The following is a 22,645-nucleotide window of genomic DNA, read 5'->3' on the forward strand; positions in this document are numbered from 1 at the left end:
TGCCCACCCCTGCCCACCCCTGCCCACCCCTGCCTTTTGCCAACAAGCCTGTGCGCTCTGGTCCCCGGCGCAAGGGGCCGGGTGACACAGGCTGGGAAGAAGAAAACGCAGTGGCCTCGACCATCACAAACACCATGGCGCTGGCCCAACAGGCGGCCCCAACTGGGCAAGCAAGCTGCAAGAATAGCCGCAAAAACGCCGGCCATCGCGCACACGGCATGCGCGGCCCCAAAGCTCCAAGTGCTCAAAAAAAGAGCACCTGCTGCGAAGCCCCTGAAAACGGGGCTGCGCTCAGTTGTGCAAGGACTTATCCACAAACTTGGGCACGTTTCAGCGGGTCAACTCGGCGGGCATCGGCCAAGCGCGCGGTCTGGCCGCAGCGCATGTGCGCAGCACACGGGCGGGGCAGCAGCGCCGGTTTGCGGCCATTTACAAGACTTCGCGTGCCTCAATTTGCAAACAAGAGACCACCGAACCCTGTGTGCCAGCCACGGCGCGAATGCGCATGGCCGAGTCGGCCGGCAGCACCAGGCGGCAGTGGTAATCGAGCCCATCGGTTTGACCGGGGCAACTGCTGGCAATGCGCCGGTGCCACTGCCTTTGGCCGTCAATCTCCAGCGTCAACGCATGCCAAGCCTGTGCGGGGTCCAAGGGCACACGCACGCACAAGCTGACGTCAATGTCAAACGTGCGGGCGCGCAACAAAGCCCCTGGAATTTGCAGCACAGCCACCGGATCGGCCGATTCTGTGCGCCACAACTCGGCTTGCGCAGCGCTTGGCACAGCGACGCCTAGGCCTTGAGCAGGGTTTGCAATTCGCCGCTGTCCAGCAGACGGCGCAAATCGTCGGCCCCACCCACCAAGCTGCCGCGCACGAACACCATGGGAAAGGTCGGCCATCCGGTCCACATTTTCAGGGCATTGCGCAAGCGCCACTGCGAAAAGTAACTGCCGAACGCGATGTACTCGTGGTCCACGCCTGCGGCCGTCAAAGCCTGACGGGCTTTGCCCACAAACGGGTTGCCCGACAAACCCACCACCACCACCGCGTGCTGGGCCGTGGCCGTTTGCACTTGCTGAATGACGGGCAAGTGGTGCGAGTCGATGGTCTGGCGAATGTGAGGGTGAATCGCCGATTCGGCAAGAAGTGTGCGAGGCATGGCGGTCCTTTGGGGTTTTTTGGCGTTTTTTGGGGTCTTTTGAGCCTGTCATCATAGTCTGCAGGCGCTGTCTTGCGCATGACTGCCCGCCATGCACCTGACCCATTAAAGTGCCCGCATGATGCATTTTTATGAGCCCCATTTGGGCCACGGTCTGAAACATGACCCCTTCAACGCGATTGTGGGTCCGCGTCCGATTGGTTGGGTCTCTAGCCGCAGCGCCAGTGGGGTGCTCAATTTGGCGCCCTACAGCTTTTTCAGCGCCTTCAATTACGTGCCACCGGTGATCGGCTTTTCCAGCATCGGGCGCAAAGACTCATTGAACAACATCGAAGCCACTGGCGAATTTGTCTGGAACTTGGTCACGCGCGATTTGGCCCAAGCGATGAACCAAACCTGCGAGGCGGTGCCGCCCGATGTCAGTGAGTTTGATGTGGCCCACCTGACCCCCGAGCCCTCGCGCACTGTGGCTGTGCCACGCGTGGCCCAAAGCCCGGTGAGTTTTGAGTGCCGCTGCACCCAAATCCTGCAGTTGCAAGACCTGCAGGGCCAAAAAATCGCCACTTGGATGGTGTTTGGCCAAGTGGTGGGCGTTCACATCGACCAGCGCCTGTTGCCCGGCGGTGTGTATGACACGGCCAACGCCGGCCATATTTTGCGCGGTGGCGGGCCAGCCGATTACTTCAGCATCGGTCCCGCGCAACTGTTCAAAATGCACCGCCCCGAAAGCGGTGCGCGCGACTTGCCGCCCTAAGCCAAAAATTCGCACAAGGCCTGGGTGCCCGGTGGCCAAGCAAGCAACCCAAGGGCCCAGCAACAAGTGCAAACGCTGACCAGCCGTGCAGTTACAAGTAGGCTCTGCAGCAACGGGGTTAACAGCTGCCGCTCACAATGCGCCATGCCCCTTCGCCCTTTCTGAAAAGGACCCACCATGCGCCACGCGATGACGAACGCCCTGTGTGCGGGCTTGCTGTTTTGTTTTGCAGCTGGGTCCCCGGCCGCGCTGGCGAGCTCGGCCGAGCCCCTGCAAGCACTGCCGCCTGAGACCTTGCAGCGGGTGCTGCAATCGGTGGTCACGGTGCAAACCAGCAGCGACGCCCAAGCCAGCACCAACCGCATCTTGGGCCAGCGCCGAGAGGGCTCGGGGGTGGTGATCGGCCCCGACTTGGTCTTGACTGTGGCCTATCTGCTGCTCGAAGCCGAGAGCGTCGACTTGATCGATGCCTCTGGGCGGCGCATTCCCGGCCAGGTCAGGGCGGTGGACAATGCCAGCGGCCTTGGCTTGGTGCGCGCCTTGGTGCCGCTGCGCCTGGATGCGGTGCCGCTGGGCGACTCGGATGCGCTGCCCACCCCCGGCAAGTTGTGGACCTTGGGCCAAAGTGAAACCGTGCCCACAGAACTGGCGCTGGTCTCCAGAAGAGTTTTCGCGGGCAGCTGGGAATACCTTTTAGAGGCCCCTTTGATGACCATGCCCGCCGTGAACAACTGGGGCGGCTCAGGTTTGTTTGACGCGCAAGGTCAACTGGTGGGCATCGGCGCCCTGCTGGTGCATGACGTGTTTGGCAACCAACTGCCGCCGCAGGGCAACTTGTTTGTGCCGGTCAACCTGCTGAAAGAGCCGCTGCCCGACTTGCTGCGCAGTGGCAAGCGCACCGGCCCTGCCTCACCCTGGTTGGGCATCAGCAGCCAGCCCCTGGCCAGTGGTGGACTGGCTGTCTTGCGCGTGTCACCCGACAGCCCTGCGGCGCAAGCCGGAATCGCTGCAGGCGACACCTTGCTCTCCTTGCAAGGCCAAGCCCTGCAGGATTTGCCCGACTTTTACCGCCGCGTGAGGTCTGTGGGGCCTGCGGGCAGCCGGCTGAGCCTCACCGTGCGCAGCCAAGGCCAAACCCGCGAGGTCGAGTTGATCAGCGCTGACCGAGCCGGCGCACTCAAACGCCCCAGCGGCATTTGATGCGGCCCCATCGCTTGCGCACCTGCGATCAGCCTGCGCTCACCGCTCGAGCAGTGGCCCCGCCAGAGCTTGGGGCCCCAGACCAAAGCAAGCGCCCCTTGCCTGTTTCCCCCTTCCCAGTGCCTGCCGCCAAGGGCTTGGCTTGCTCTCACAGCAGCACCTTTGAAGCCCTCGGACGAGCCGCTTGACGGGTGATAACCCCTAGGCAAGGCGAGCGCCAAAGCCTTGCGCCGCGTCATTGAAAGCGTTAAGGTCAAACGATACTTTTGGATTTTTTGATGCAACTCAATCTACCCAGCCTGCATTTCAACCCGTTGAAGTCCAGCGTCAGCGGTTTGCTCACACTCATGTCCTCTCTTGGCCAACGATTGAATGCCACGTCGACACAGCGCAACCGTGCCGATGCCGCCTACGACCAAGACGAATGCAAGCGCTCTTTGAACGAGGTGATTGAGAGCCAAATCATCCCGCGACTGGTCCAAGCGCACCGAGTGACATCGGATGCCACCGACCCCAGCACACAGGGCCCGGGCATCACGCCCAAACAACTGGCCACATTTGTGGCTTTGAGCAAATCCAGTCAGTCCAGCGAGACCACCCAATTCATCGACGAACTGCTGCACCAGGGCATCACCACCGACCGTATTTTTTTGGAACTGATTGCCCCTGCAGCCCGTCAGCTGGGGCAAATGTGGGAGCAAGACTTGTGTGACTTCACCGAGGTCACTTGTGGTCTGGTGCGCATGCACGAAATCACCCACCGCTTGGGCTTTGAATACCAAAACGGCCCCCAAGTGGGCGGTGATGTGCAACGCATCATGCTGGCCTCGGCCCCGGGTTCGCAGCACTTTTTGGGCATGACCATCGTGTCTGACTTTTTTCGCAAAGCGGGATGGGATGTGGTCATCGAAATCTCAGTCAGCGAAAAAGAGCTGGTGCATGCGGTCAACAACGAGTGGTTTGACGTGATTGGCATTTCTTGCGCCACCGAGGCACAGCTCAAAAATTTGCCCAGCTTGATCCGTGCCCTCAAAGCCGCCTCGGGCAACCCCGAACCCGGCGTGTTGTTGGGCGGCCCCATCTTTACCGTGCAACAACACGATGCGCGCAGCTTGGGTGCCGACGGTATTTGTGTCGATGTCAAAGAAGCCGTCGCCTTGGCCGCCTCTTTCAGGGCAGGCCCCAGCCCAGCGGCCAGCGCCTGAGCCGCCCCGTCCCCTAGGCTCAAGGCCCTCCAACGCCAGCCTGAAACGCCGCCCGCACTTGATGCGCTGTGGCCAAGCTGCGGCCCAGCACACGGGCCGAGTCGGCCACTTGGCGCACCAAGGCGGCGTTGTCGGGGGCGATTTGCCCGTTGTTGAGCAACAGGTTGTTCTCAAAACCCACCCGCGCATGGCCGCCCAGCGCCACGGCCGTGGTGGCGCAGGCGTGCTCGCCCGCACCAAAGGCGCACATGGACCACGGCTCTTGCCCGGTGTGGGCCATGACAAAGGGCAGCAGGTCGTGGGGCGCGGAGGTTTGCCCCACCGAATAGCGGCCCAGCACAAACAACAGCGACCATGGTGCATCCGGGATCACGCCCAGGGCGCGCAGGGCTTGCCAGCGCTGCAAGTCGGCCACGTCGTAGACGATGACCTGGGTCATCACGCGCTCTTTGGCCAGCCAGCCAAAGAACTGGGCCAGACCGGCCTCGCCGATCTCGGGCTGGTCCACCTCGCGCAGGCCCACCGACACGGCCTCGGGCCTGAGCGCGGTGACCATGGCGATTTGCGCGGGCGCTTGGTAGACCCGGGCGGCCTCGCTGGTGACTTGCACGATGAGCGCGTTGCCCACCGCCGCCTTGACCGCTTGCTGCGCGTCGCGGTAGCCCTGCACGTCCAGGCTGTGGCGGCCATGCGCGTCGCGAATGTGCATGTGCATCATGGCCGCGCCCGCGTCCAGGCAGAGCTTGGCGGTGTGCCCCAATTCCTGCGCCGTGAGGGGCAGCGCGGCATGGTCGGGCCGCTGCTTGTAAGCGCCGTTGGGCGCAACGGTGATCAACAGAGGTTCAGGAAAAACAGCCATGGCCATGCCTTTGCAAAAAACTTCGATCGGGGGGAGTCAGTCGAGACGGTTCAGGGGCGGCAACTCGGCGGCCAACAACGCCAGACCCTGGCGCAGCAAACGGTCGTAGCGTGCACGCTCGGCCTGCTGGGTGGCCGGTGTCCAGGTGTAAAAACCTTGGCCGGTTTTCATCCCCAAGTCGCCCCGTTCCACGCGCTCTTGCAGCGCCCGGGCGGGCTCGGTGTTGATGGCCAAACTGGGGTAGATGCTGGCCGCTGCGGCGGTGTGCACTTCCAAGCCGGCATGGTCGCGCTGCATCACCGGGCCTGCGGCCAGGAAGCGAAAGCCAAAACCAAAACGCACGGCCGCGTCCACGTCCTCGGGCGAGGCCACACCCTCGTCGATCAAGGCAAAGGTCTCACGCGCCAAGGCGTGCTGCATGCGGTTGGCCAAAAAGCCCGGCTTGTCTTTGCGCACCAGCACCGGCACGCTGGCGCAGCCGCGCATGAATTGGCACAAGGACTCGGCCAGCGACACATCGGACTGTGGCCCCAGCACCACCTCGACCAGCGGCACCAAATGCGCGGGCATGAAGAAGTGCAGGCCCAGCATGCGCTGGGCGCTGGGCAGGCCTTGGGCAATGGCGCTGATCGGGAAGCTGGAACTGTTGCTGCACAACAAGGTGTCCGGCGCAGCGCATTGCACCAGCTGGGCAAACAAGGCCTGTTTGAGGGGCAGTTTTTCGGGGATGCACTCGATCAACAAGTGCACCCCGGGCCAGGCCACTGCGTCCAAACTGGCCACGGCTTGGACTTGCTCGGTGCGCTGCGCCAGCCCCAAGGGCTCCAGGTTGTGGCGCACGTGCGCGGCCAGGGCTTGGCGCTTGGCGGCGTCGGGCTCGACCACACAGACCGCATGGCCACCGCGCGCCAGCACGATGGCCACGTCCATGCCCATGGTGCCGCCGCCCACCACCACGGTGCGGGCGTGTAAAGAGTTTGAGGTGATCATGTTGTCAAGCGCTGATGCGCATTCGGTCTGATGGTGTAGCGCAGCCCAAGCCGCACGCCCCGTTTGTGGCCACAGCACACCCCGTGATTGTCATCCCGAACCGCTTGGGTCAACCCGTGCACTGCTGCGCTCATCTCGGGCAAGACATGGGGTGACAAAAATGGCAGACCCAAGAAGCGCCCCCCAGCTTGACCCTGCCTTGTGTAAACGGCCAAGGGCCAAGGCTCAGCAAAGCGGCGACACCACAGGCTCAGCGGCTTGACCTCAAGGCCACGGCCCAAGCCCCTGCAAAAGCAAAACCGCAACAAGGCCCAACACGCCATGGGCTGGGGCGGTGTTGCCCCTTGATGCTTTGGGCCATTTTGCTCAAGCCTTCAACACCATCACCGGCACCGGCGACTGCGCCAAAACCTTTTGCGCCACGCTGCCCAACACCAAAGATGAGACCAAACCGCGCCCCCGTGAGCCCAGGGCAATCAGGTCGCAGCCCAAGCTTTGCTGGGCCTCCAAAATGCCTTTGACGACCGACTTGTGCTCGACCGTGCTGCTGTGAAAAACCAGCTTCAATGCCGCGCATTGGGTGCGCAACAAGCCCAGATGCTGCTCGGCCCAAGCGGCCACTTCTTGGCTGTGCGCTTGCTGACCCAAGTTGGAGGCCTGACCTACACCCGCGTACAGATAGGGGTCAATGACCACCAAACCGTGCACCACAGCCCCCTGACTTTTTGCAAACTCAATGCCGATGCGGGCCGCCGCCATCGACTCGGCAGAGCCGTCAACCGGAAGCAAAATTTTGTGGACCATGCCGCATTCCTTTGTGAAGGTGTCAATAGGCCATCATAAAAATGGGCCAGATCGGCGTCTTGATGCAGATCAATACAAAGCGTGCTCAAGCAGGGTGTTGTTGCCCTTTGGGTACTGACAGCGCAGCATGAACACGCCGCACGGCGGCGCGTGACCCAGCCCTTTTTATTTGCAGCCTCAGCCAGTCCGGCCCACGGCAGCGAGCCGTTAAGATCATGGGCTTGAACTGAAAGCCTCCAGATCCCTCCGACTCGGCCACCTCCTCCCATGACCCAACCCACCTCAGCAAAACCCAAACGCCAAGGCTTGTCACGCGTTTGGCACGCGTTTTTTTATTCGGTCGATGGTCTGCGGGCCGGGTGGCAGGAGCCGGCATTTCGCCAAGAAGCGGTGTTGGCGGTGTTGCTCTTGCCAGCGGCCTGGTGGTTGGGACAAAGCTGGACGGAAACCGTCATTTTGGTGGGTTTGGTGATCGCGGTGTTGGTGGTCGAGTTGCTCAACACCGCCGTAGAGTCGGCCATCGACCGGGTAGGCCCGGAGTGGCATGCCCAGTCCAAACGCGCCAAGGACATAGGCAGCGCCGCTGTTTTGCTCAGCTTGCTGTTGTGCACAGGCGTGTGGTTGAGTTCCGTTTGGCGCTGGTTAGTGGCCTGAGTTGTTCGGTTTGACGGGCTTGACGGATAAGGCCTTGTGAAGCCACCCCTGCCCTGAGCCGGGGTCCAGAGCGCACTGGGGTGTTCGCAAAGGGCCCTCGTGTTGACTGGGCCCCGGGTTTTCGCCCGGGATGACCCGCTTCGGCCGTTCAGCCATTCAGCCGCGCCACACGGCGCAACACCTCAGCCGTGGTGCTGGGCCATCCAAAAAACTCCAGGTAGGCCGGGATCTGTTCGTACAGCATGTCGGTGCCCACCTGGGTGCGGCAGCCGCGTGCTTGGGCCGCCGCCAAGAAGGCGGTGTTCTCGGCACGCATGACCACCTCGCCCACAAAAGTCTCGGGCGACAAACGTGAGGTGTCCATCGGGAGCGCATCAGTTTCGTTCATGCCCAATGGGGTGGCGTTGACCACCAAGTCATGCCCCGCCGGGTCATTTGAGCCGGTTGTCACCTGAATCTGCGGGTGGTTGTCTTTGAGCCGCTGCGCCAGCGCTTCGCAGCAAGCGGTGTTCACGTCGAACAGGCTGATGGCCGCAATGCCAGCAGCAGCCAAGGAGGCTGCGATGGCACTGCCAACACCCCCAGTGCCGACCACGAGTGCCCGACGTCCCGTCAATTCAAAGCCTTTTCGCTGCACGCCGCGCACAAAACCTGTGCCATCAAACATGTCGCCCAGCAAACGGCCATCGACCAAGCGCTTGACCGCATTGCAAGCCCCTGCCACGCGCACGGCGGCGGTGACTTCATCGATCAAACCCACGGTGCTGACCTTGTGCGGCATGGTGATGAGCGCACCCCGGATGTTTTCCAGCGTGAACACCGACTTGAACAAAGCGGGGTAGTTCTCGGCTTTGCAGCCCATGGGCACCACCACCGCGTTGATGCCCGCTTGTTCAAAGTAAGGGTTGTAAATCATCGGCGCTTTGAAGCTGTGGGTGGGGTAGCCAATGTGCGCAATGATTTCAGTGTGGCCGTTGATCATGGACTGGGTTAGTGAGGCCCACAACTGATGAAGACAGGGGCCATGAAAAGGGGCAACAGGCCACGGCGCGCGCCGTGGCCTGGCGGCTTACTTGCGCAGCTTGGCCAGCTCGGCTTGCAGCTCGGCCACGGTGGCGGCAATCGCCTCGCCGTGCTTGGCAATCACGGGCTTCATCTTGTCGCGCAAGATGGCCACTTCGGCTGCAGGCAAGCTGGTCACTTGCATGCCGTTTTTCTTCAGGTTGTCCAGCAAGCTGGCCTCCTGGGCGCGCGCCTGGGTGCGCTGGAACTTGGAGGACTCGGCAGCCGCGTCGCTCAAGATTTTCTTGTCAGCGGCCGACAAGGTGTCCCAGAACTTTTTGCTGATCACGATCGACTGGGGGTTGTACTGGTGACCGGTCAGGACCATGTGCTTTTGCACTTCAAACAGCTTGGCACCGTTGATGGTGGCCACCGGGTTTTCCTGGCCGTCCACGGCTCTTTGTTCGAGCGCAGCGTACAGCTCAGGAAATGGCAGCGGTGTGGGGTTGGCCCCCAGCGCCTTGACCCAGTCCACGTTGATCGGGTTGGGGATCACCCGCAGCTTCAGGCCTTCGATTTCAGACACCTTGTTGATGGCGCGGCGACCGTTGGTCAGGTGGCGAAAGCCCAGCTCGTAGTAGCCCAGGCCCACCAGGCCTTTTTCTTCCAGCTTGGCGTGCATTTTTTGGCCAAACGCACCGTCCACCACCGCATCGGCTTCTTGGCCGCTGGCGAACATGAAGGGGAAATCAAACACCGAAAAGTCGCGCACTTGCGAGGCAAAGATGCCCGAGTTCATCGACGCCATTTCCAGCGTACCGCCTTGCAAGGCCGACACGTTGGCCTGGTCGCTGCCCAAAGCACCGCCGGGGAACACGTTGACCTTGAGTTTGCCGCCCGATTGCTTCTCAACGATCTCCTTGAACTTTTCCATGCCCTGGATGATGGGGTGGCCCGCCGCATTTTGGTTGGCGAATTTGATGGTTTTGTCTTGCGCCAAAGCGGCGCCCGCCAGGCCCCAAACGGCAGTGGCCAAAACGGTCTTGATGAACATGCGTTTCATGAACAGGTCTCCAAATGGGAAGCGGTACGCCTTTTGATAAAGAGCTGGTGAGGGCGTACCCCAATCACCACCAACCCGGTTGACATCAGGAATAGAAAAACTTCAGCGGCACCATGACGATCTGCGGGAACAACACCAGCACAAACAGCACAATGATTTGCGCCAGCATGAAGGGGAAAACACCTTTGGCGACTTCGTCGATCTTCATCTTGCCCACGCCCGCCACCACGTTGAGCACGGTGCCCACGGGCGGCGTCACCAGGCCAATGGCACCGGCCATGACAAACAGCACACCAAAATAAACCGGGTCAATGCCCGCGGCCTTGACCACCGGAATCAGCACCGGCGCCAGGATCAAAATGGTCGGGGTCAAGTCCATGGCCATGCCGATCAACAAGAGCAGCACCATGATGATGGTCAGCAGCAAGCTGGGGTTGTCCATGAAAGGCTTGAGCAACTCAATCAGCTGCGCAGGCAACTGGGCCACGGTGATCAGCCAAGCGCTGACCGATGCGGCCGCCACCAAAAACATGATCACCGCTGTGGTTTTGGAGGCCGCCACCATCACTTGGTAAATCTGGCGCCACTTCAGCTCGCGGTAGACCACCGTGGCCACAAAAAAGGCATAGACCGCCGCCACCACCGCAGCTTCGGTGGGCGTGAACACGCCCATCTTCAGGCCCACCAGCACGATCACCGGCAACACCAGCGCCCAAGTCGATTCGCGCAGGGCGGTCCATTTTTCGGCGGCGCTGGCTTTGGGGGGCGTGCTCGCGCCTTCGCTGCGCGCCACCAGCCACCAGGTCAAGGCAATGGCCACGCCCATCAAGAGGCCGGGCACGATGCCCGCCATGAACAGCTTGCCAATCGACACATTGCCCGCCACCCCGAAAATCACAAACGGGATGGACGGCGGGATGATGGGCGCGATGATGCCGGCCGCACCGATCAGGCCCCCGGCGCGCGCCTTGTTGTGTCCGGCTTTGACCATCATGGGCAAGAGCAAAGCGGCCAGCGCAGCCGTATCGGCCACGGCCGAGCCCGACAAGGAAGCCATCAGCACGGCCGCCAAAATCGTCACAAAACCCAGGCCACCACGCACATGGCCCACCAGGCTCAGGGCCAAATTGACGATGCGGCGCGACAAACCGCCCACATTCATGATCTCACCGGCCAACATGAAAAACGGCACCGCCAGCAAGGGGAAGCTGTTGGCCCCTTCGAGCACGTTTTGCGCCAAGATTTGCGCGTCAAACAGATCCAAATGCCACATCAGGGCCACGCCCGACAGCAGCAAGGAATAGGCAATTGGTATGCCCATGGCAATCGCCAATATCAAGGCCCCCAAAAAAATCACAATCGTCATGCCGACTCTTTCAATCTTGCTTGAGTTGGGCAGACTGCCGCAACTCGGCCGCTGACAGGCCTTGTGGCAGGGCCGCCTGTGGCCCCTGCTCGGTCCACAACGCCCAGAACTGCATCAGCAGCATCACCCCGGTGGACACGGCGAACACCACGCCACAGGCGTAGGCCCAGGCCATGGAATAACCCGTCACCGGCGCTTGCACATCCCAGTTGATGCGGGTTTGCGCCCAGCTGCCAGAGAACATCAACCAAGTCACAAACAATATGAGCAAGTGCCCCACCAGCAACACCGCCTTGCGCAGCGGCGCGGGCAAACGCAAGACCAGCGAATCCACGCCCATGTGGGCTTTTTCGTGCACGGCCACGGTCGCGCCCATGAACACCACCCACAAAAACAGCCAGCGCGACAACTCTTCGGACACGGTGATGCCCGAGTTAAAGCCGTAGCGCAACACCACGTTGCCAAAAACCATGAGGACCATGGTGGCCAAACAAACCACCATCACCACCGACAGCAGCTTGCAGTAAAGCCCTATCCACTTGTTGAGCATGCGATTCTCCTGTGCACCCCAGTAATGTACGAACTGGTTAGTTTTTAAAAGATACGTATTTACCCTTTGTCGGGCCTTGATGGCGCGCGAACAGCGACAAGCCCAGTCAATGGCTGACGAAACGCAAGATCAGCGCCACCACATGCTCGCGCTTGAGGGTCTGGGCCTTGGTCGGGCTGGTTTTGGTCTGAAAAATCACCCCGAAGGTGTGCCGGTTCGACACATTGAAAAAAGTGAAGGCCGAAATGGCCGAGTGGATGTCCACCGGCTCCAGCCCCGACCGAAACACCCCGCCCTTGACCCCGCGCTCGTACACATCGCGCACAGCGCGGATGGCCGTGGCGTTGAGTTGCTGGATGTTGCGGCTTTGGCGCAGGTAGTCGCCGCGATGGATGTTTTCGTTCATCACCAAGCGGATGAAGTCCTCGTTGTCGCGGTGGTGGTCGTAGGTGAACTCCACCAGCTTTTGCAGGGCTTGCACCGGCGGCAGGTCGTCCAAGTGCAGATCTGCCTCAATGGCCCGCATGCGCCGATAAGCCTCTTCGAGCACCGCCAGGTAAAGCCCATCCTTGCTGCCGAAGTAGTAGTAAATCATGCGCTTGCTGGTGCGCGTGGCCGCCGCAATGGCATCGATGCGCGCGCCCGTGAGCCCCTTATCGGCAAACTCGTGCGTGGCCACGGCCAATATCTCGGCCATGGTGCGGGCGGGGTCATTGGTGCGGCCGGCCCCGCTGGCAGAGATCGGCAACGGATCCGAAGAATGTACCGCTTGGTTCATCGGCCGAAGTATAGAGCGCCGCAGGCGGTGTCAAAAACAGCCCGATGGCCCGATTGGCAAACCGGTGACGCGTTTGTGGCTGGCTCGCGGCTACAGTGGGGACCTGACTGTTCATTCAAAGGTACAAGCATGACCCACATCGGCATGATCGGCATTGGCATGATGGGCCACGGCATCGCGAGCAACCTGCTCAAGCACGGGCACAGCCTGACGGTGCTGGAACACCCCGGCAACCAGCCGCTCACAAGCCTGCTGGCCGCAGGCGCGCGCACCTGCAGCACGTCCCAGGCACTGGCTGCGCAGTCGGATGTGCTCATCCTGTGCGTGACGGGCACGCCGCAGGTCGAGGCGGTGCTGCTGGGCGAAGACGGCGTGCTCAAGGGCATGCGCCCGGGCACCACCGTCATCGATTGCTCCACCGCCGTGCCCGCATCGACTGAAAAAGTGGCGGCCTTGGTCATCGCCCAAGGCGGGCAGTTTCTCGACTCGCCCATGACCCGCACCCCCAAAGAAGCCGCCGAAGGCCGCTTGAACCTGCTGGTGGGCGGCGATGTGGCTTTGTTTGAACGCTGCCGCCCCATCCTGGCCTGCTTTGCCGAAAACATCGTGCACACCGGCCCCATTGGCTCGGGCCACCGCATGAAACTCTTGCACAACTACGTGTCGCTGGGCACCGTCACGCTGCTGGCCGAAGCGGCCGCTTGCGCGCAACGGGCGGGGGTGGACGCCCACACCTTTGTGGAAGTGCTGGCCAAAGGCGGCGGCTGGGGCGCGGCGCTGGAACGCCTGAAACCCACGCTCACCTCGGGCGACACCTCGGGCCTGCGTTTTTCCATGAGCAACGCGCTCAAAGACCTGACTTATTACAACCAAATGGCCAGCGACACCCACGCCGACCACACCGTGGCGCAGGCCGTCCAGAAAACCTTGGAGGCCGCCTGCCAAGAAGGAGATCCGAACGCGCTGGTGCCCGAGTTGGTGGCGCTGCTGGCCAAGCGGCAAAGCAACTGAGCGCTCAAGACGCTGGCTTGACAAGCTGAGGGGCGTTCACCATCGTGATCACCCCAAACGGGCAACGCCGCTCACATCGACTGCACCCCGTGCAGCCCTGTTCATCGTGCAGCACCGCATGCTTGCGCCAAGCCAGCACCTGCAAACTCAGCACCCCCGGCGGACACGCCGCCACACACCAACCGCAACCGGTGCAGCGGGGGGTGTGGATGTGGGGCAGCCTCACACCAAGGGCACCGTCAGCTGCGCAATCACCGCCCCTGTCTCAGGCCGCACCCCGCGCCACCAGGCAAAGGCCTCGGCCGCTTGCTCGGCCAGCATGCCCACGCCATCGGCCAAGCGCGTCACGCCCGCTTGCTGGGCCAGCTTCAAAAACGGTGTGAGTCCTTTGCCATAGGTCAGGTCATAGGCCAGGCAGCCCGGCGCAAACACGCTGGCTGGCAATGGTGGCAGCTCGCCGCTCAGGCTGGACGAGCTGGCGTTGAGCACCACATCAAAAGCCCCTTGCACCGCGTCATAACCCAGCCCCTGCACCGGCACCTGACCGGTTTGGTGCTGCAGCGCCAAAGCCGCCAGTTCTTGCGCTTTGGCCACGGTGCGGTTGACGATCACCAACTCGGCGGGTTGCTCGGCCAACAAGGGCAGCAAGGCCCCACGCGTGGCCCCCCCCGCGCCCAAAATCAACACCCGCCGCCCTTGCAGCGGGTGTTGCAAGTTGTGCACCAAATCGCGCACCAAACCCACGCCGTCAAAGTTTTCGGCATAGACACGCTCACCCTCGAACTTCAGCGCATTCACCGCCCCGGCCATCTGCGCGCTGAGCGCCAGGTCGGTGGCGTAAGCAAAAGCATCGAGCTTGAATGGCGCGGTCACGTTCATGCCGCGCCCGCCCGAGGCGCGAAACGCGTCCACGGTGGCCACAAACTCGCCCATGGGGCCAAGCACTTTGGTGTAGTTGATGTCTTGCCCGGTGACCTGGGCGAATGCGCTGTGGATGAGCGGCGACTTGCTTTGCGCAATGGGGTTGCCGATCACGGCGTAGCGGTCGGTGGAAGGATGGGAGATCGAGTTGGGCATCGTTGGAGTCATGGGGTGATCCGGAAAAACGCATTGGCACTGAAGCTCTGAATCTTAGCGGCCTCTCCAATGTGAGCACCGTGCCCCGCGCGCTGGACTTCAAGTGCAAAGGCACAATGCACCCCCACCAAGGCAAGGGCCCAAACAGTTGCGGTCTGGTGTCCAGATGGGCACGGCCTGATGACCCAGAACAAAACAAACAAGGAGGTTTGTGATGCCTGAAGAAAAAATAGACGCGCAAGAGATCAAGACAAGCGTCATGGACACCGAGATGCCAGCCTTTGCTCAGGATGTGTTGACATCCATTCAACAAGCCCAACGCGGCGAAGGCCAAGTGCAACACGTCACCTTGTCGGCTGCCGCAGAGGCTCGCGCCAAAGTGGGTTTGACGCAAACGGCCTTTGCTCAGCTGTTGGGGGTGTCGGTGCGCACTTTGCAAAACTGGGAACAAGGACGCAGCCAACCCTCTGGAGCCGCGAAAACCTTGATCAGGGTCGCCCAGCAGTGGCCCGACGTGCTGCGCTCGATGGCCTGAAATCAATGCCGCCCCACCAAGCGGTAAATCACCACGCCCAAGCCCGAAACCCCCACCGCCGCCAACGTGAAGGCATAGGGCAGCCAGCCGATGTCCACGCTTTGGGCCATGAGCAGCACCCCGGTGGACTGGCCAAAAAACAGCGAGCAGGCGAACAAGGTGACGGCCGTGCCGCGTGCGGCCGGGGCCATTTGGGTGGCCTGCACCTGCAAGGTGTTGTGCAGCATGTAAAAGCCCAGCCCCATCAGCAAGCAGGCCAGCATGCCCAGCCAAACCCCAGCCCCCCAGGCCAGCAACAGCAAGCCCGAGACCACCAAGCTGACCCCGGTCCTGACCAAGCCGCGCTCACCCAGCCAGGCCAACCAACGCCGCGCCAACTGGCTGTAAAGCAAACCGCCCACACCGTAGAGCATCATCACCGAGCCTGCGGCCACCACGCTCAGACCAAACTGCTGGTGCAAGTGGGTGGGTATGAAGGCCATGGCACCAAACACCAAGGCACCCTCGGTGGCCGTGACGCCCATCACCCAACGCACACGCGGCATGCCCAAGAGCTGCCCGGTGAGCCGAAACGCGGCCCACAAACCCGGGGCCTCCGTGGCAAGGCTTTGCGCCTGACGGCGCAAGCGGCGCAGCAGCAACACGGCCGCCAAACCAAACAGGGCCGACAACAGCACAAATGCGCCGCGCCAGCCCACCGTATCAGCTGCAAAGCCACCAAACCAAAGCCCACTCATCATGCCCAGCACGGTGGCACTCATCATCTTGGCCAGGGTTTCTTGGCGGCGCTCGTAAGGCACTTGGTCGCCCACCCAGGCCAGCGACAAGGGGATGATGCCCGCCGCCGCAGCGCCCATGAAGCCGCGCATCAGGACCAGCATGGGCAGGTTGACAGAAAAGGCCGTGATGGCGCTGAACACCGCGCAGGCCGACACCGCCAAGGACACCACGCGCAGCTTGCCAAAGCGTTCACCCAAGGGGCCGTAGAACAATTGCAAAACGCCATAGACCACCGCGAACACCGAGACCACCGCCGAGGCCTCACCGGTGCTGACGGCAAACTCTTGGCCCAGCACCACCAGCATCGGATCACAAATGCGCATGGAGGCCATGCTGGCAAAACCGGCCAGTCCCAGCAGCCTCAGGTGTTGGCGCTCGTCGATCGGGGTCATGCCGCTCATGCGCGGGCCAGTTGTTGTTCCAAATCGTGCAGCACCTGGTAGCAAGGCAGCACCTGCGCGATGCTGGCATTGGGTTCACGGCCTTCTTGGATCGCGGCAAAAAACTCGCGGTCTTGCAGCTCGATGCCGTTCATCGACACCGCCACTTGCGACACATCGATTTTTTCTTCTTTGCCGGTGAACAGGTCGTCGTAACGCGCCAGGTAAGTGCCGGTGTCGCCGATGTAGCGAAAGAAAGTGCCCAAAGGGCCGTCGTTGTTGAAACTCAAGCTGAGGGTGCAAATCGCACCGTTGGCCGCTTGCAGCTGAATGCTCATGTCCATGGCGATGCCCAAAGCGGGGTGGATGGGGCCTTGCAGCGCGTTGGCTTTGACGATGGGGCTGGCGCACTGGTAAGCGAACAGGTCCACCGTGTGTGCAGCGTGGTGCCACAGCAAATGGTCGGTCCAGCTGCGCGCTTGGCCCAGCGCGTTCATGTTGGTGCGGCGAAAAAAGTAAGTCTGCACATCCATTTGCTGGATGTTGAACTCGCCCGCTTTGATTTTGTGGTGCACCCACTGGTGGCTGGGGTTAAAGCGCCGGGTGTGGCCACACATGGCCACCAAGCCGGTTTCTTTTTGCACGCGCAGGACTTCTTGGCCCTCGTGGTAGACATCGCACAGCGGAATTTCGACCTGCACGTGCTTGCCCGCCTTCAGGCAAGCCAGGGTTTGGCTGGCATGCATTTGTGTGGGGGTGCACAGGATCACGGCGTCGACTTCTTTCAGGGCCAAAGATTCGTTCAAGTCTGTGGTGACGTGGCCAATGCCGTGTTGGTCAGCCACCTCTTTGGTTTTGGCGAAGTCGCGACCGATCAAGGAGACGACTTGCACGCCGTCAATGTTGCGGATGCCGTCCAGGTGTTTGATGCCAAAGGCACCTGCGCCAGCGAGGGCGACTTGGATGGGTTTGCTCATGGGTGCTTTCTTTGAATGGTGAAGGCGTTTTAAGATTTATTTGAGTTTGAAAAGATTGCGCAGGGCCAGGCCGATGAGAAACAGGGCGATCAGGCTGAGGGTTTTGTGCAAAAACAACCACCCCACAGAAACGCCCTTGATGGTGGAATCCAATTGCTCAAACCCAGGCAAGGGCAAGGCTTGCTGCAAGCTGAAGGTGAACCATTCACCTTGGAGCCGACAATCTGTTTGTCCGAGCACACACAGCGACTGGGGGCTGGCGTGAGCGCCGTAAATCTGCGCAAAGACCAACCATGTGGCGGTCAACAACAAAAAGGGCCGCATCACACTGAAACCATAGTCGCTGAATGTGTTGTATGCCCAGAACAGCCACCGCTTCAAACCCGTTTCGAGCAGCGTTTCTTCTGCCATTTCTAAACGGAAAAAGCGCTGCTCTTCGCGTATGGCTTGTTGTTTGCTGAATGCAAGTTTGAGCGTGCGGTAGGCGCGTGCGGCGTCTTCGCTGCCTGTGGCTTCAGGAAAAATGGCCCCTTCAAAGCTGGTGTCCTGGTGAAGTTCACACCCGTGAAAGGTGGGTGCTACCGCGAAATGGGCGCTTTTGAAGCTGGTTGCATTTGCAAAATGACGCCCATTGAATGACACAGGGCCTTTGAAAATGGCCTTGTCAAAACACACATGGCCACTGAATTTTTGAGACAAGCTGTCGCAAGTTGAGAAGTCGACCACCCCCAAAAACTGGCATCCCACAAATGACAAGGCCGATTCAAACCGTGTGTTGACGAATGAAACGGAAGAGCCAAAATTGGCATCGTCAAAATCAGCGGCTTCTTGAAAATGGGCATCCTCAAAACAAGCGTGAATCCCAAAATTGACGCGACGAAAATTGACGTGTGCAAATTTGGCCGACCTGAAAGAAGCTTGATGGCCAAATGAAAACCCTTCAAAGGAAGTCGTCACGGGCCCAGAATCTGAATTCGTGTCTGAAGCAAAATCATTGGAAGAAAAATCAGCCTTGTTATCAAACCCTTGGATGACATCGACACCGCCAAGGCTTGGAAAGCTTTGACGCCAAGCATTCCAAACGATGCAAGCTCTGCTGATCGACAACGCACTCTCAAAGCCACTGGTTTGCGCCATGTTGACAAAATACGCGCTCCTGCTCTGCTTGGCCAAGGCCAAACACCCCGCCTTGCTGATGTTGTCGGGTGTGCCGTTTTCGGGCTTGCAAAAAATCTCACGGATGGTTTCGCGCACGGGAATGCCGTCGATTTCGAGCGGCAGTTTTTCGAGGTCAGGATGCTCGCTCATGTCTGCACCCCCAACACCTTCGCCACATCCAACAGCGGGATCACCTGCGCGTTGTCCGCCAAGGGCCAAGACGCGCTGACGGGTGCCACCACATAAGCGCGGCTCAGTTGCAAATCGGCACAGGCGTTCCAAAAACCTTTGGTGACTCGCGGCGCGTTGGAGAGTTTGATTTCAAACCCGATGCGCTGTGCCCCGGTATCAACCACCGCGTCCATTTCTGCACCGGCCGCTGTGCGGTAAAAGTTCAGCGTGGCGTTGCCACCCGCCATCATGGGCAACAAGGCCGCGATGTGGTTCATCACCAGTCCCTCCCACGAATAGCCCGACATGGGGTGCCCCTGCAAATCATGGGCATTGCCAATGCCCAGCAAGGCGTGCAACAAGCCCGCATCGCGAAAGTAAATTTTGGGCGACTTGACCAAGCGCTTGCTCAAGTTGACAAAGTAGGGTTCGACTTTGCGCACGATGAGGGCATCACAAAAAATGTCCAGGTAACGGTTCACGGTGATGGGTGAAATGCCGCCCATGGCCACAGCCAAGCTCGACGCGTTGAACAGTTGCCCATGTTGGTGCGCCAGCATGCGCAAAAAACGCCACAGGGTTTCGCCCGCAATGGTGATGCCCAATGCGGGTAAATCGCGGCGCACAATCGATTGCAGATAGTCGTTGCGCCAACGCAGCGAATGCGCATCGGTTTTGGCCAAGGCGCTCAAGGGCATCCCCCCACGCTGCCAATGTGCTTGCAAGGCCAACAACTGCTGCGTTGAATTTTGGCCGACTGTGGCGGTTTGCACTTCGTGCCACAGCAAGGGGGGCAATTCCAAGTAGCTCACTCGTCCGGCCAACGACTCTGCCGATTGTCGCAACAAGGCCCCACTGGCCGAACCCAAGAGCAAAAAGCGTCCCGGCCTGCGCTCAGCGTCGATTTCTGGGCGAAGTTGTACAAACAACTCGGGTATGGCTTGCACTTCATCCAACACGACAAAACGGTTGCGATGAGCTGCAAAAAATGCGCTGGCTTGGTCCAGCTTGGCCCGGTCTTCGGGCAATTCCAAATCCAAAAAAACCGCATCCGGTGCTTGTGCAGCCCACGCTCGCGCCAGGGTGGATTTGCCCACCTGGCGTGCACCCAACAAGACCACACCGGGTGAATAATCCAAGCGATCTTGCAACTCTCGATCAAAAAAACGATGAATCATCATTGCATTTTGTTATACGAGGTATCAAAATGCAAGGAATAATGATCTTTTTCTGTCTCAAGCATTTTCCAAAATCACATGCCCCACCGCCGTGTTGCTGGCAGGCACATGGTAAAAGCGGTGCCGCAATTTGGGGGTAGGACCCGTGGCTTGGCCGCCTTCGATGTCGCTCATCGCACCACGGGCGATCAGCCACATGACCAACTCAATGCCTTCGCTGCCCGCTTCGCGCACGTAGTCGATGTGCGGCCTGGCGGCAGTGGCGGCTGGGTCTTCGATCAGCTGGTCGAGCCAGGCCTTGTCCCACGCACGGTTGATCAGGCCGGCCCGTGCGCCTTGCAGTTGGTGGCTCATGCCGCCTGTGCCCCAGATGTGCACCTTGATGTCTTCGTCGTAGCTCTGCACGGCTTTGCGGATGGCCTGGCCCAAATTGAAGCAGCGCTGACCGCTGGGCACGGGGTACTGCACCACGTTGACGGCAAACGGGATCACCGGGCAAGGCCAGCTGCCCTTCACAGGGTCTTGTTCACCACACATCAGCGACAAAGGCACAGTCAGGCCGTGGTCCACGTCCATTTTGTTCACGATGGTCAGGTCAAAGTCTTGCTGGATGACCGAATGCGCGATGTGGCTGGCCAGCTCGGGGTGGCCCCTGACAACAGGCACTGGGCGCGGCCCCCAGCCCTCATCGGCCGGTGAGAATTGCGCAGCGGTGCCAATCGCAAAGGTCGGGATCATGTCCAGGCTGAAGGCCGTGGCGTGGTCGTTGTAGACCAAGAAAATCACATCGGGCGTGTTGTCCCTCATCCATTGTTTGGAGAAGTCGTAGCCCGCGAACAGGGGTTTCCAATAGTCTTCTTGGGTTTTACCCAGGTCCATGGCCGCGCCGATGGCGGGCACATGCGAGGTGTAGACGGATGCGGTGATTTTGGCCATGTTTGTTCTCTCAAAATAATCGGGATCTGACCCCCATTAATTAATCGGGGTCAGACCCCAATTAAATCTCGTTAAGGCTTTTGGCCTGCGGCGCCTTGGGGCTGCTTGTGGGCTTGGGCGCTGCCGTTTTCGCCAACGAAGCGGTTGCCCTCGATGCTGCGGCCGCCTGCGATCATCATGTGGCGGTATTCCTCTTCGGTCATGCCGGTCATGGAGCCCGCCATTTGTTGGAAGCTCTTGCCGTCGGTCGCGCCGATCTTGGCCAAGAAATAAATGTTGCCGCCGGTGCGCATGCACCAGTTCAGGTCGCGCGCCAACACGGCTTGCTTTTGCTCTTCGCTCATGGGCCACTCATCCAGGTAAGCGCGCTCATCGGCTTTGAAGCGCTCGCGGTTCTCGGCCTTCATCAGCGACATGCAAAACTGGTTGAGCCCATAGCCTTTGCGCGATTGCTCGGCGTCAAAAATCAGGGTGCCGGGGACGTCTTTGTAGGGTTTGTCTAAAGCCATCAGGTTCCTTTGGGTTTCAGTGGTGGTTCAAAGCAGGATCGCCACGTCGCTTCGCTCCTCGCGATGACGGCCACGTCGCTTCGCTCCTCGCGATGACGGCGCGCAATGGTCCCTTCATAGAGATGAATGCACCAATTCTCGTCATGGTGAGCCAAGCGTGGCCATCCAGTCTCGTCATGGCGAGCCAAGCGTGGCCATCCAGCCTCGTCATGGCGAGCCAAGCGTGGCCATCCAGTCTCGTCATGGCGAGCCAAGCGTGGCCATCCAGCCTCGTCATGGCGAGCCAAGCGTGGCCATCCAGTCTCGTCATGGCGAGCCAAGCGTGGCCATCCAGTCTTGTCCATGGGGGGCGTCAAGGCTTCTCTTCGGGCCAATACAAGCGCATCGGATTGTCCACCAGCAGCTTTTTTTGCAGCTCTGCCGTGGGCGCAATATGAGGGATGAAGTCCACCAGCAGGCCGTCGTCGGGCATGTGGTCTTTCAGGTTAGGGTGGGGCCAATCGGTGCCCCAAAGCACGCGGTCGGGGAACTCTTGCACGATGCGTTTCGCAAACGGGATCACGTCTTGGTATGCGTTCTGCTCACCGTTCAAGGCCTTGGGGCCTGTCACCGACAAACGCTCGGGACACGACACCTTGCTCCACACATGGCTGTGCTCACGCATGAATTTCTGGAACAGCGCGAACTGCGGACCGTCCACCGGCAGCGACACATCGGGGCGGCCCATGTGGTCGACCACCACCGTGTTGGGCAGTGCAGTAAAAAAGTCCCACAGCTCGGGCAGGTCCACCGCTTCAAAATAAATCACCACATGCCAGCCCCATTTTTGGATGCGGCCCGCGATCTCCAGCAACTCGTCTTTGGGCGTGAAGTCAACCAGGCGCTTGACAAAGTTGAAGCGCACGCCGCGCACGCCGGCGTCGTGCATGGCCTGAATTTCTTCGTCGGTGACGCTGCGCTTGACGGTGGCCACGCCGCGCGCCAGGCCACCCGAGTTCAGCAAGGCATCGACCATGGCGCGGTTGTCCGCACCGTGGCAAGTGGCCTGCACCACCACGTTGCGCGCAAAGCCCAAGTGGTCGCGCAATGCAAACAGCTGCTGCTTGCTGGCGTCGCACGGCGTGTACTTGCGCTCGGGCGCATAAGGGAACTGTGCGCCGGGGCCGAACACGTGGCAGTGGGCATCGACCGCGCCTGTGGGCAGTTGGAATTTGGGCTTGCTGGGACCGGTGTACCAGTCCATCCAGCCCGGAGTTTTGGTGAAGTCACCGGTGATGGGTTTACTCATGTCGAAAACCTTTCAATGGGTCTTTTTGTAGGAGCCCACCCCGTGGGCGATCAAGCGCATCAGGGTCCACCCACCATCGCCCACAGGGGTGGGCTCCTACAAAGGGAAAATCAATCGATGTATTTCAGGCCCGCTGCCGCCAGCGGCTCGCGCATCTTGTACATGTCCAGGCCCAGCACGCCTGAGGCCAACTTGGCGCGTTTTTCGCCTTCGTTGGCTTCACGCGCTTGCGCGGCTGCCAAAGTTTTGGCAGCCAAGGC

25 protein-coding genes and 1 pseudogene are annotated in these 22,645 nt (G+C 60.7%); 6 read left to right on the plus strand and 20 right to left on the minus strand.

From position 1 onward, the window contains the following. Window positions 1-429 precede the first annotated feature (429 nt). Window positions 430-783, minus strand: a complete 354-nt coding sequence (locus ACIQ39_RS05785; RefSeq protein ID WP_396433659.1) for a hypothetical protein — start codon at window positions 781-783, stop codon at window positions 430-432. A gap of 8 nt (window positions 784-791) precedes the next feature. Further along, complete coding sequence (locus ACIQ39_RS05790) at window positions 792-1,160, minus strand: glutaredoxin domain-containing protein (protein WP_396433660.1); 369 nt, start codon at window positions 1,158-1,160, stop codon at window positions 792-794. Window positions 1,161-1,278: 118 nt separating this feature from the next. On the opposite strand from ACIQ39_RS05790, the gene ACIQ39_RS05795 reads away from it, so the two are divergent. The 3 genes from ACIQ39_RS05795 (at window position 1,279) to ACIQ39_RS05805 (ending at window position 4,319) form a co-directional block, all read left to right on the plus strand. Further along, the gene (locus ACIQ39_RS05795) at window positions 1,279-1,914 is read left to right on the plus strand and encodes a flavin reductase family protein (RefSeq protein ID WP_396433661.1); all 636 of its coding nucleotides are present in this window, start codon (window positions 1,279-1,281) and stop codon (window positions 1,912-1,914) included. A 177-nt stretch (window positions 1,915-2,091) separates the two neighbouring features. Then, window positions 2,092-3,114 carry a S1C family serine protease gene (locus ACIQ39_RS05800; RefSeq protein ID WP_396433662.1) on the plus strand — a complete coding sequence of 341 codons (1,023 nt, stop codon included), beginning with the start codon at window positions 2,092-2,094 and terminating at the stop codon, window positions 3,112-3,114. Between the two features lie 278 nt (window positions 3,115-3,392). Next, the gene (locus ACIQ39_RS05805; RefSeq protein WP_396433663.1) at window positions 3,393-4,319 is read left to right on the plus strand and encodes a B12-binding domain-containing protein; all 927 of its coding nucleotides are present in this window, start codon (window positions 3,393-3,395) and stop codon (window positions 4,317-4,319) included. Between the two features lie 19 nt (window positions 4,320-4,338). On the opposite strand, the gene ACIQ39_RS05810 is transcribed toward ACIQ39_RS05805, so the two are convergent. The 3 genes from ACIQ39_RS05810 to ACIQ39_RS05820 all read right to left on the minus strand — a co-directional run bounded on the left by ACIQ39_RS05810 (window position 4,339) and on the right by ACIQ39_RS05820 (window position 6,972). Continuing rightward, window positions 4,339-5,178 carry a 3-keto-5-aminohexanoate cleavage protein gene (locus ACIQ39_RS05810; RefSeq protein WP_396433664.1) on the minus strand — a complete coding sequence of 280 codons (840 nt, stop codon included), beginning with the start codon at window positions 5,176-5,178 and terminating at the stop codon, window positions 4,339-4,341. Between the two features lie 36 nt (window positions 5,179-5,214). Beyond that, window positions 5,215-6,168 carry a 3-hydroxyacyl-CoA dehydrogenase family protein gene (locus ACIQ39_RS05815; RefSeq protein WP_396433665.1) on the minus strand — a complete coding sequence of 318 codons (954 nt, stop codon included), beginning with the start codon at window positions 6,166-6,168 and terminating at the stop codon, window positions 5,215-5,217. 366 nt (window positions 6,169-6,534) lie between these two features. After that, window positions 6,535-6,972, minus strand: a complete 438-nt coding sequence (locus ACIQ39_RS05820; RefSeq protein ID WP_396433666.1) for a universal stress protein — start codon at window positions 6,970-6,972, stop codon at window positions 6,535-6,537. Window positions 6,973-7,239: 267 nt separating this feature from the next. On the opposite strand from ACIQ39_RS05820, the gene ACIQ39_RS05825 reads away from it, so the two are divergent. Beyond that, the gene (locus tag ACIQ39_RS05825) at window positions 7,240-7,626 is read left to right on the plus strand and encodes a diacylglycerol kinase (protein ID WP_396433667.1); all 387 of its coding nucleotides are present in this window, start codon (window positions 7,240-7,242) and stop codon (window positions 7,624-7,626) included. A 148-nt stretch (window positions 7,627-7,774) separates the two neighbouring features. Here the strand turns inward: ACIQ39_RS05825 and ACIQ39_RS05830 are convergent, their stop codons facing one another. The 5 genes from ACIQ39_RS05830 to ACIQ39_RS05850 form a co-directional block, all read right to left on the minus strand. Beyond that, entirely contained in the window at window positions 7,775-8,608 is an 834-nt protein-coding gene (locus tag ACIQ39_RS05830; RefSeq protein WP_396433668.1) for a shikimate dehydrogenase family protein, read from the minus strand. An 87-nt stretch (window positions 8,609-8,695) separates the two neighbouring features. Further along, entirely contained in the window at window positions 8,696-9,691 is a 996-nt protein-coding gene (locus ACIQ39_RS05835) for a TRAP transporter substrate-binding protein (RefSeq protein WP_396433669.1), read from the minus strand. 85 nt (window positions 9,692-9,776) lie between these two features. Next, a complete protein-coding gene (locus ACIQ39_RS05840; protein WP_396433670.1) occupies window positions 9,777-11,057 on the minus strand; it encodes a TRAP transporter large permease subunit in 1,281 nt (426 codons plus the stop codon). 10 nt (window positions 11,058-11,067) lie between these two features. Continuing rightward, window positions 11,068-11,607: a TRAP transporter small permease gene (locus tag ACIQ39_RS05845; protein ID WP_396433671.1), complete on the minus strand. Its 540-nt coding sequence runs from the start codon at window positions 11,605-11,607 to the stop codon at window positions 11,068-11,070. Window positions 11,608-11,713: 106 nt separating this feature from the next. Further along, entirely contained in the window at window positions 11,714-12,385 is a 672-nt protein-coding gene (locus ACIQ39_RS05850) for a TetR/AcrR family transcriptional regulator (protein ID WP_396433672.1), read from the minus strand. 129 nt (window positions 12,386-12,514) lie between these two features. On the opposite strand from ACIQ39_RS05850, the gene ACIQ39_RS05855 reads away from it, so the two are divergent. Next, entirely contained in the window at window positions 12,515-13,396 is an 882-nt protein-coding gene (locus tag ACIQ39_RS05855; protein ID WP_396433673.1) for an NAD(P)-dependent oxidoreductase, read from the plus strand. A gap of 4 nt (window positions 13,397-13,400) precedes the next feature. On the opposite strand, the gene ACIQ39_RS05860 is transcribed toward ACIQ39_RS05855, so the two are convergent. Further along, window positions 13,401-13,622: a 4Fe-4S binding protein gene (locus tag ACIQ39_RS05860; protein ID WP_396433674.1), complete on the minus strand. Its 222-nt coding sequence runs from the start codon at window positions 13,620-13,622 to the stop codon at window positions 13,401-13,403. Continuing rightward, entirely contained in the window at window positions 13,619-14,485 is an 867-nt protein-coding gene (aroE, locus tag ACIQ39_RS05865) for a shikimate dehydrogenase (RefSeq protein ID WP_396433675.1), read from the minus strand. The genes ACIQ39_RS05860 and aroE overlap by 4 nt, the downstream gene beginning before the upstream one ends. Window positions 14,486-14,687: 202 nt before the next feature. Between aroE and ACIQ39_RS05870 the strand changes: the two genes are divergently transcribed. After that, window positions 14,688-15,008 carry a helix-turn-helix domain-containing protein gene (locus ACIQ39_RS05870; protein WP_396433676.1) on the plus strand — a complete coding sequence of 107 codons (321 nt, stop codon included), beginning with the start codon at window positions 14,688-14,690 and terminating at the stop codon, window positions 15,006-15,008. Window positions 15,009-15,010: 2 nt separating this feature from the next. On the opposite strand, the gene ACIQ39_RS05875 is transcribed toward ACIQ39_RS05870, so the two are convergent. The 8 genes and pseudogenes from ACIQ39_RS05875 to ACIQ39_RS05910 form a co-directional block, all read right to left on the minus strand. Beyond that, complete coding sequence (locus ACIQ39_RS05875; protein ID WP_396433683.1) at window positions 15,011-16,180, minus strand: MFS transporter; 1,170 nt, start codon at window positions 16,178-16,180, stop codon at window positions 15,011-15,013. Window positions 16,181-16,185: 5 nt separating this feature from the next. After that, complete coding sequence (locus ACIQ39_RS05880) at window positions 16,186-17,145, minus strand: Gfo/Idh/MocA family oxidoreductase (RefSeq protein WP_396433677.1); 960 nt, start codon at window positions 17,143-17,145, stop codon at window positions 16,186-16,188. A 36-nt stretch (window positions 17,146-17,181) separates the two neighbouring features. After that, window positions 17,182-18,453: a pentapeptide repeat-containing protein gene (locus tag ACIQ39_RS05885; RefSeq protein WP_396433678.1), complete on the minus strand. Its 1,272-nt coding sequence runs from the start codon at window positions 18,451-18,453 to the stop codon at window positions 17,182-17,184. Further along, on the minus strand, window positions 18,450-19,652 hold the full coding sequence (locus tag ACIQ39_RS05890; RefSeq protein ID WP_396433679.1) for an ATP-binding protein: 1,203 nt from the start codon (window positions 19,650-19,652) through the stop codon (window positions 18,450-18,452). Before ACIQ39_RS05890 ends, ACIQ39_RS05885 begins: the two co-directional genes overlap by 4 nt. 57 nt (window positions 19,653-19,709) lie before the next feature. Next, complete coding sequence (locus ACIQ39_RS05895) at window positions 19,710-20,588, minus strand: class III extradiol dioxygenase subunit beta (protein ID WP_396433680.1); 879 nt, start codon at window positions 20,586-20,588, stop codon at window positions 19,710-19,712. Between the two features lie 71 nt (window positions 20,589-20,659). Next, the gene (ligA, locus tag ACIQ39_RS05900; protein ID WP_396433681.1) at window positions 20,660-21,097 is read right to left on the minus strand and encodes a protocatechuate 4,5-dioxygenase subunit alpha; all 438 of its coding nucleotides are present in this window, start codon (window positions 21,095-21,097) and stop codon (window positions 20,660-20,662) included. 352 nt (window positions 21,098-21,449) lie between these two features. After that, window positions 21,450-22,385 carry an amidohydrolase family protein gene (locus ACIQ39_RS05905; RefSeq protein WP_396433682.1) on the minus strand — a complete coding sequence of 312 codons (936 nt, stop codon included), beginning with the start codon at window positions 22,383-22,385 and terminating at the stop codon, window positions 21,450-21,452. Window positions 22,386-22,495: 110 nt separating this feature from the next. Next, window positions 22,496-22,645: pseudogene (locus tag ACIQ39_RS05910) on the minus strand (4-carboxy-4-hydroxy-2-oxoadipate aldolase/oxaloacetate decarboxylase); the annotation flags it as partial.

The organism is Limnohabitans sp., from assembly GCF_044361645.1.
Taxonomy (GTDB): Bacteria; Pseudomonadota; Gammaproteobacteria; order Burkholderiales; family Burkholderiaceae_C; genus Limnohabitans_A.

Excerpts from the sequence above, each read along its gene's own strand:
- ACIQ39_RS05790 (WP_396433660.1), bottom strand. The coding sequence starts at position 1,160 with ATGCCTCGCACACTTCTTGCCGAATCGGCGATTCACCCTCACATTCGC.
- ACIQ39_RS05795 (WP_396433661.1), top strand. The coding sequence starts at position 1,279 with ATGATGCATTTTTATGAGCCCCATTTGGGCCACGGTCTGAAACATGAC.
- ACIQ39_RS05800 (WP_396433662.1), top strand. The coding sequence starts at position 2,092 with ATGCGCCACGCGATGACGAACGCCCTGTGTGCGGGCTTGCTGTTTTGT.
- ACIQ39_RS05805 (WP_396433663.1), top strand. The coding sequence starts at position 3,393 with ATGCAACTCAATCTACCCAGCCTGCATTTCAACCCGTTGAAGTCCAGC.
- ACIQ39_RS05810 (WP_396433664.1), bottom strand. The coding sequence starts at position 5,178 with ATGGCTGTTTTTCCTGAACCTCTGTTGATCACCGTTGCGCCCAACGGC.
- ACIQ39_RS05815 (WP_396433665.1), bottom strand. The coding sequence starts at position 6,168 with ATGATCACCTCAAACTCTTTACACGCCCGCACCGTGGTGGTGGGCGGC.
- ACIQ39_RS05820 (WP_396433666.1), bottom strand. The coding sequence starts at position 6,972 with ATGGTCCACAAAATTTTGCTTCCGGTTGACGGCTCTGCCGAGTCGATG.
- ACIQ39_RS05825 (WP_396433667.1), top strand. The coding sequence starts at position 7,240 with ATGACCCAACCCACCTCAGCAAAACCCAAACGCCAAGGCTTGTCACGC.
- ACIQ39_RS05830 (WP_396433668.1), bottom strand. The coding sequence starts at position 8,608 with ATGATCAACGGCCACACTGAAATCATTGCGCACATTGGCTACCCCACC.
- ACIQ39_RS05835 (WP_396433669.1), bottom strand. The coding sequence starts at position 9,691 with ATGAAACGCATGTTCATCAAGACCGTTTTGGCCACTGCCGTTTGGGGC.
- ACIQ39_RS05840 (WP_396433670.1), bottom strand. The coding sequence starts at position 11,057 with ATGACGATTGTGATTTTTTTGGGGGCCTTGATATTGGCGATTGCCATG.
- ACIQ39_RS05845 (WP_396433671.1), bottom strand. The coding sequence starts at position 11,607 with ATGCTCAACAAGTGGATAGGGCTTTACTGCAAGCTGCTGTCGGTGGTG.
- ACIQ39_RS05850 (WP_396433672.1), bottom strand. The coding sequence starts at position 12,385 with ATGAACCAAGCGGTACATTCTTCGGATCCGTTGCCGATCTCTGCCAGC.
- ACIQ39_RS05855 (WP_396433673.1), top strand. The coding sequence starts at position 12,515 with ATGACCCACATCGGCATGATCGGCATTGGCATGATGGGCCACGGCATC.
- aroE (WP_396433675.1), bottom strand. The coding sequence starts at position 14,485 with ATGACTCCAACGATGCCCAACTCGATCTCCCATCCTTCCACCGACCGC.
- ACIQ39_RS05870 (WP_396433676.1), top strand. The coding sequence starts at position 14,688 with ATGCCTGAAGAAAAAATAGACGCGCAAGAGATCAAGACAAGCGTCATG.
- ACIQ39_RS05875 (WP_396433683.1), bottom strand. The coding sequence starts at position 16,180 with ATGACCCCGATCGACGAGCGCCAACACCTGAGGCTGCTGGGACTGGCC.
- ACIQ39_RS05880 (WP_396433677.1), bottom strand. The coding sequence starts at position 17,145 with ATGAGCAAACCCATCCAAGTCGCCCTCGCTGGCGCAGGTGCCTTTGGC.
- ACIQ39_RS05885 (WP_396433678.1), bottom strand. The coding sequence starts at position 18,453 with ATGAGCGAGCATCCTGACCTCGAAAAACTGCCGCTCGAAATCGACGGC.
- ACIQ39_RS05890 (WP_396433679.1), bottom strand. The coding sequence starts at position 19,652 with ATGATTCATCGTTTTTTTGATCGAGAGTTGCAAGATCGCTTGGATTAT.
- ACIQ39_RS05895 (WP_396433680.1), bottom strand. The coding sequence starts at position 20,588 with ATGGCCAAAATCACCGCATCCGTCTACACCTCGCATGTGCCCGCCATC.
- ligA (WP_396433681.1), bottom strand. The coding sequence starts at position 21,097 with ATGGCTTTAGACAAACCCTACAAAGACGTCCCCGGCACCCTGATTTTT.
- ACIQ39_RS05905 (WP_396433682.1), bottom strand. The coding sequence starts at position 22,385 with ATGAGTAAACCCATCACCGGTGACTTCACCAAAACTCCGGGCTGGATG.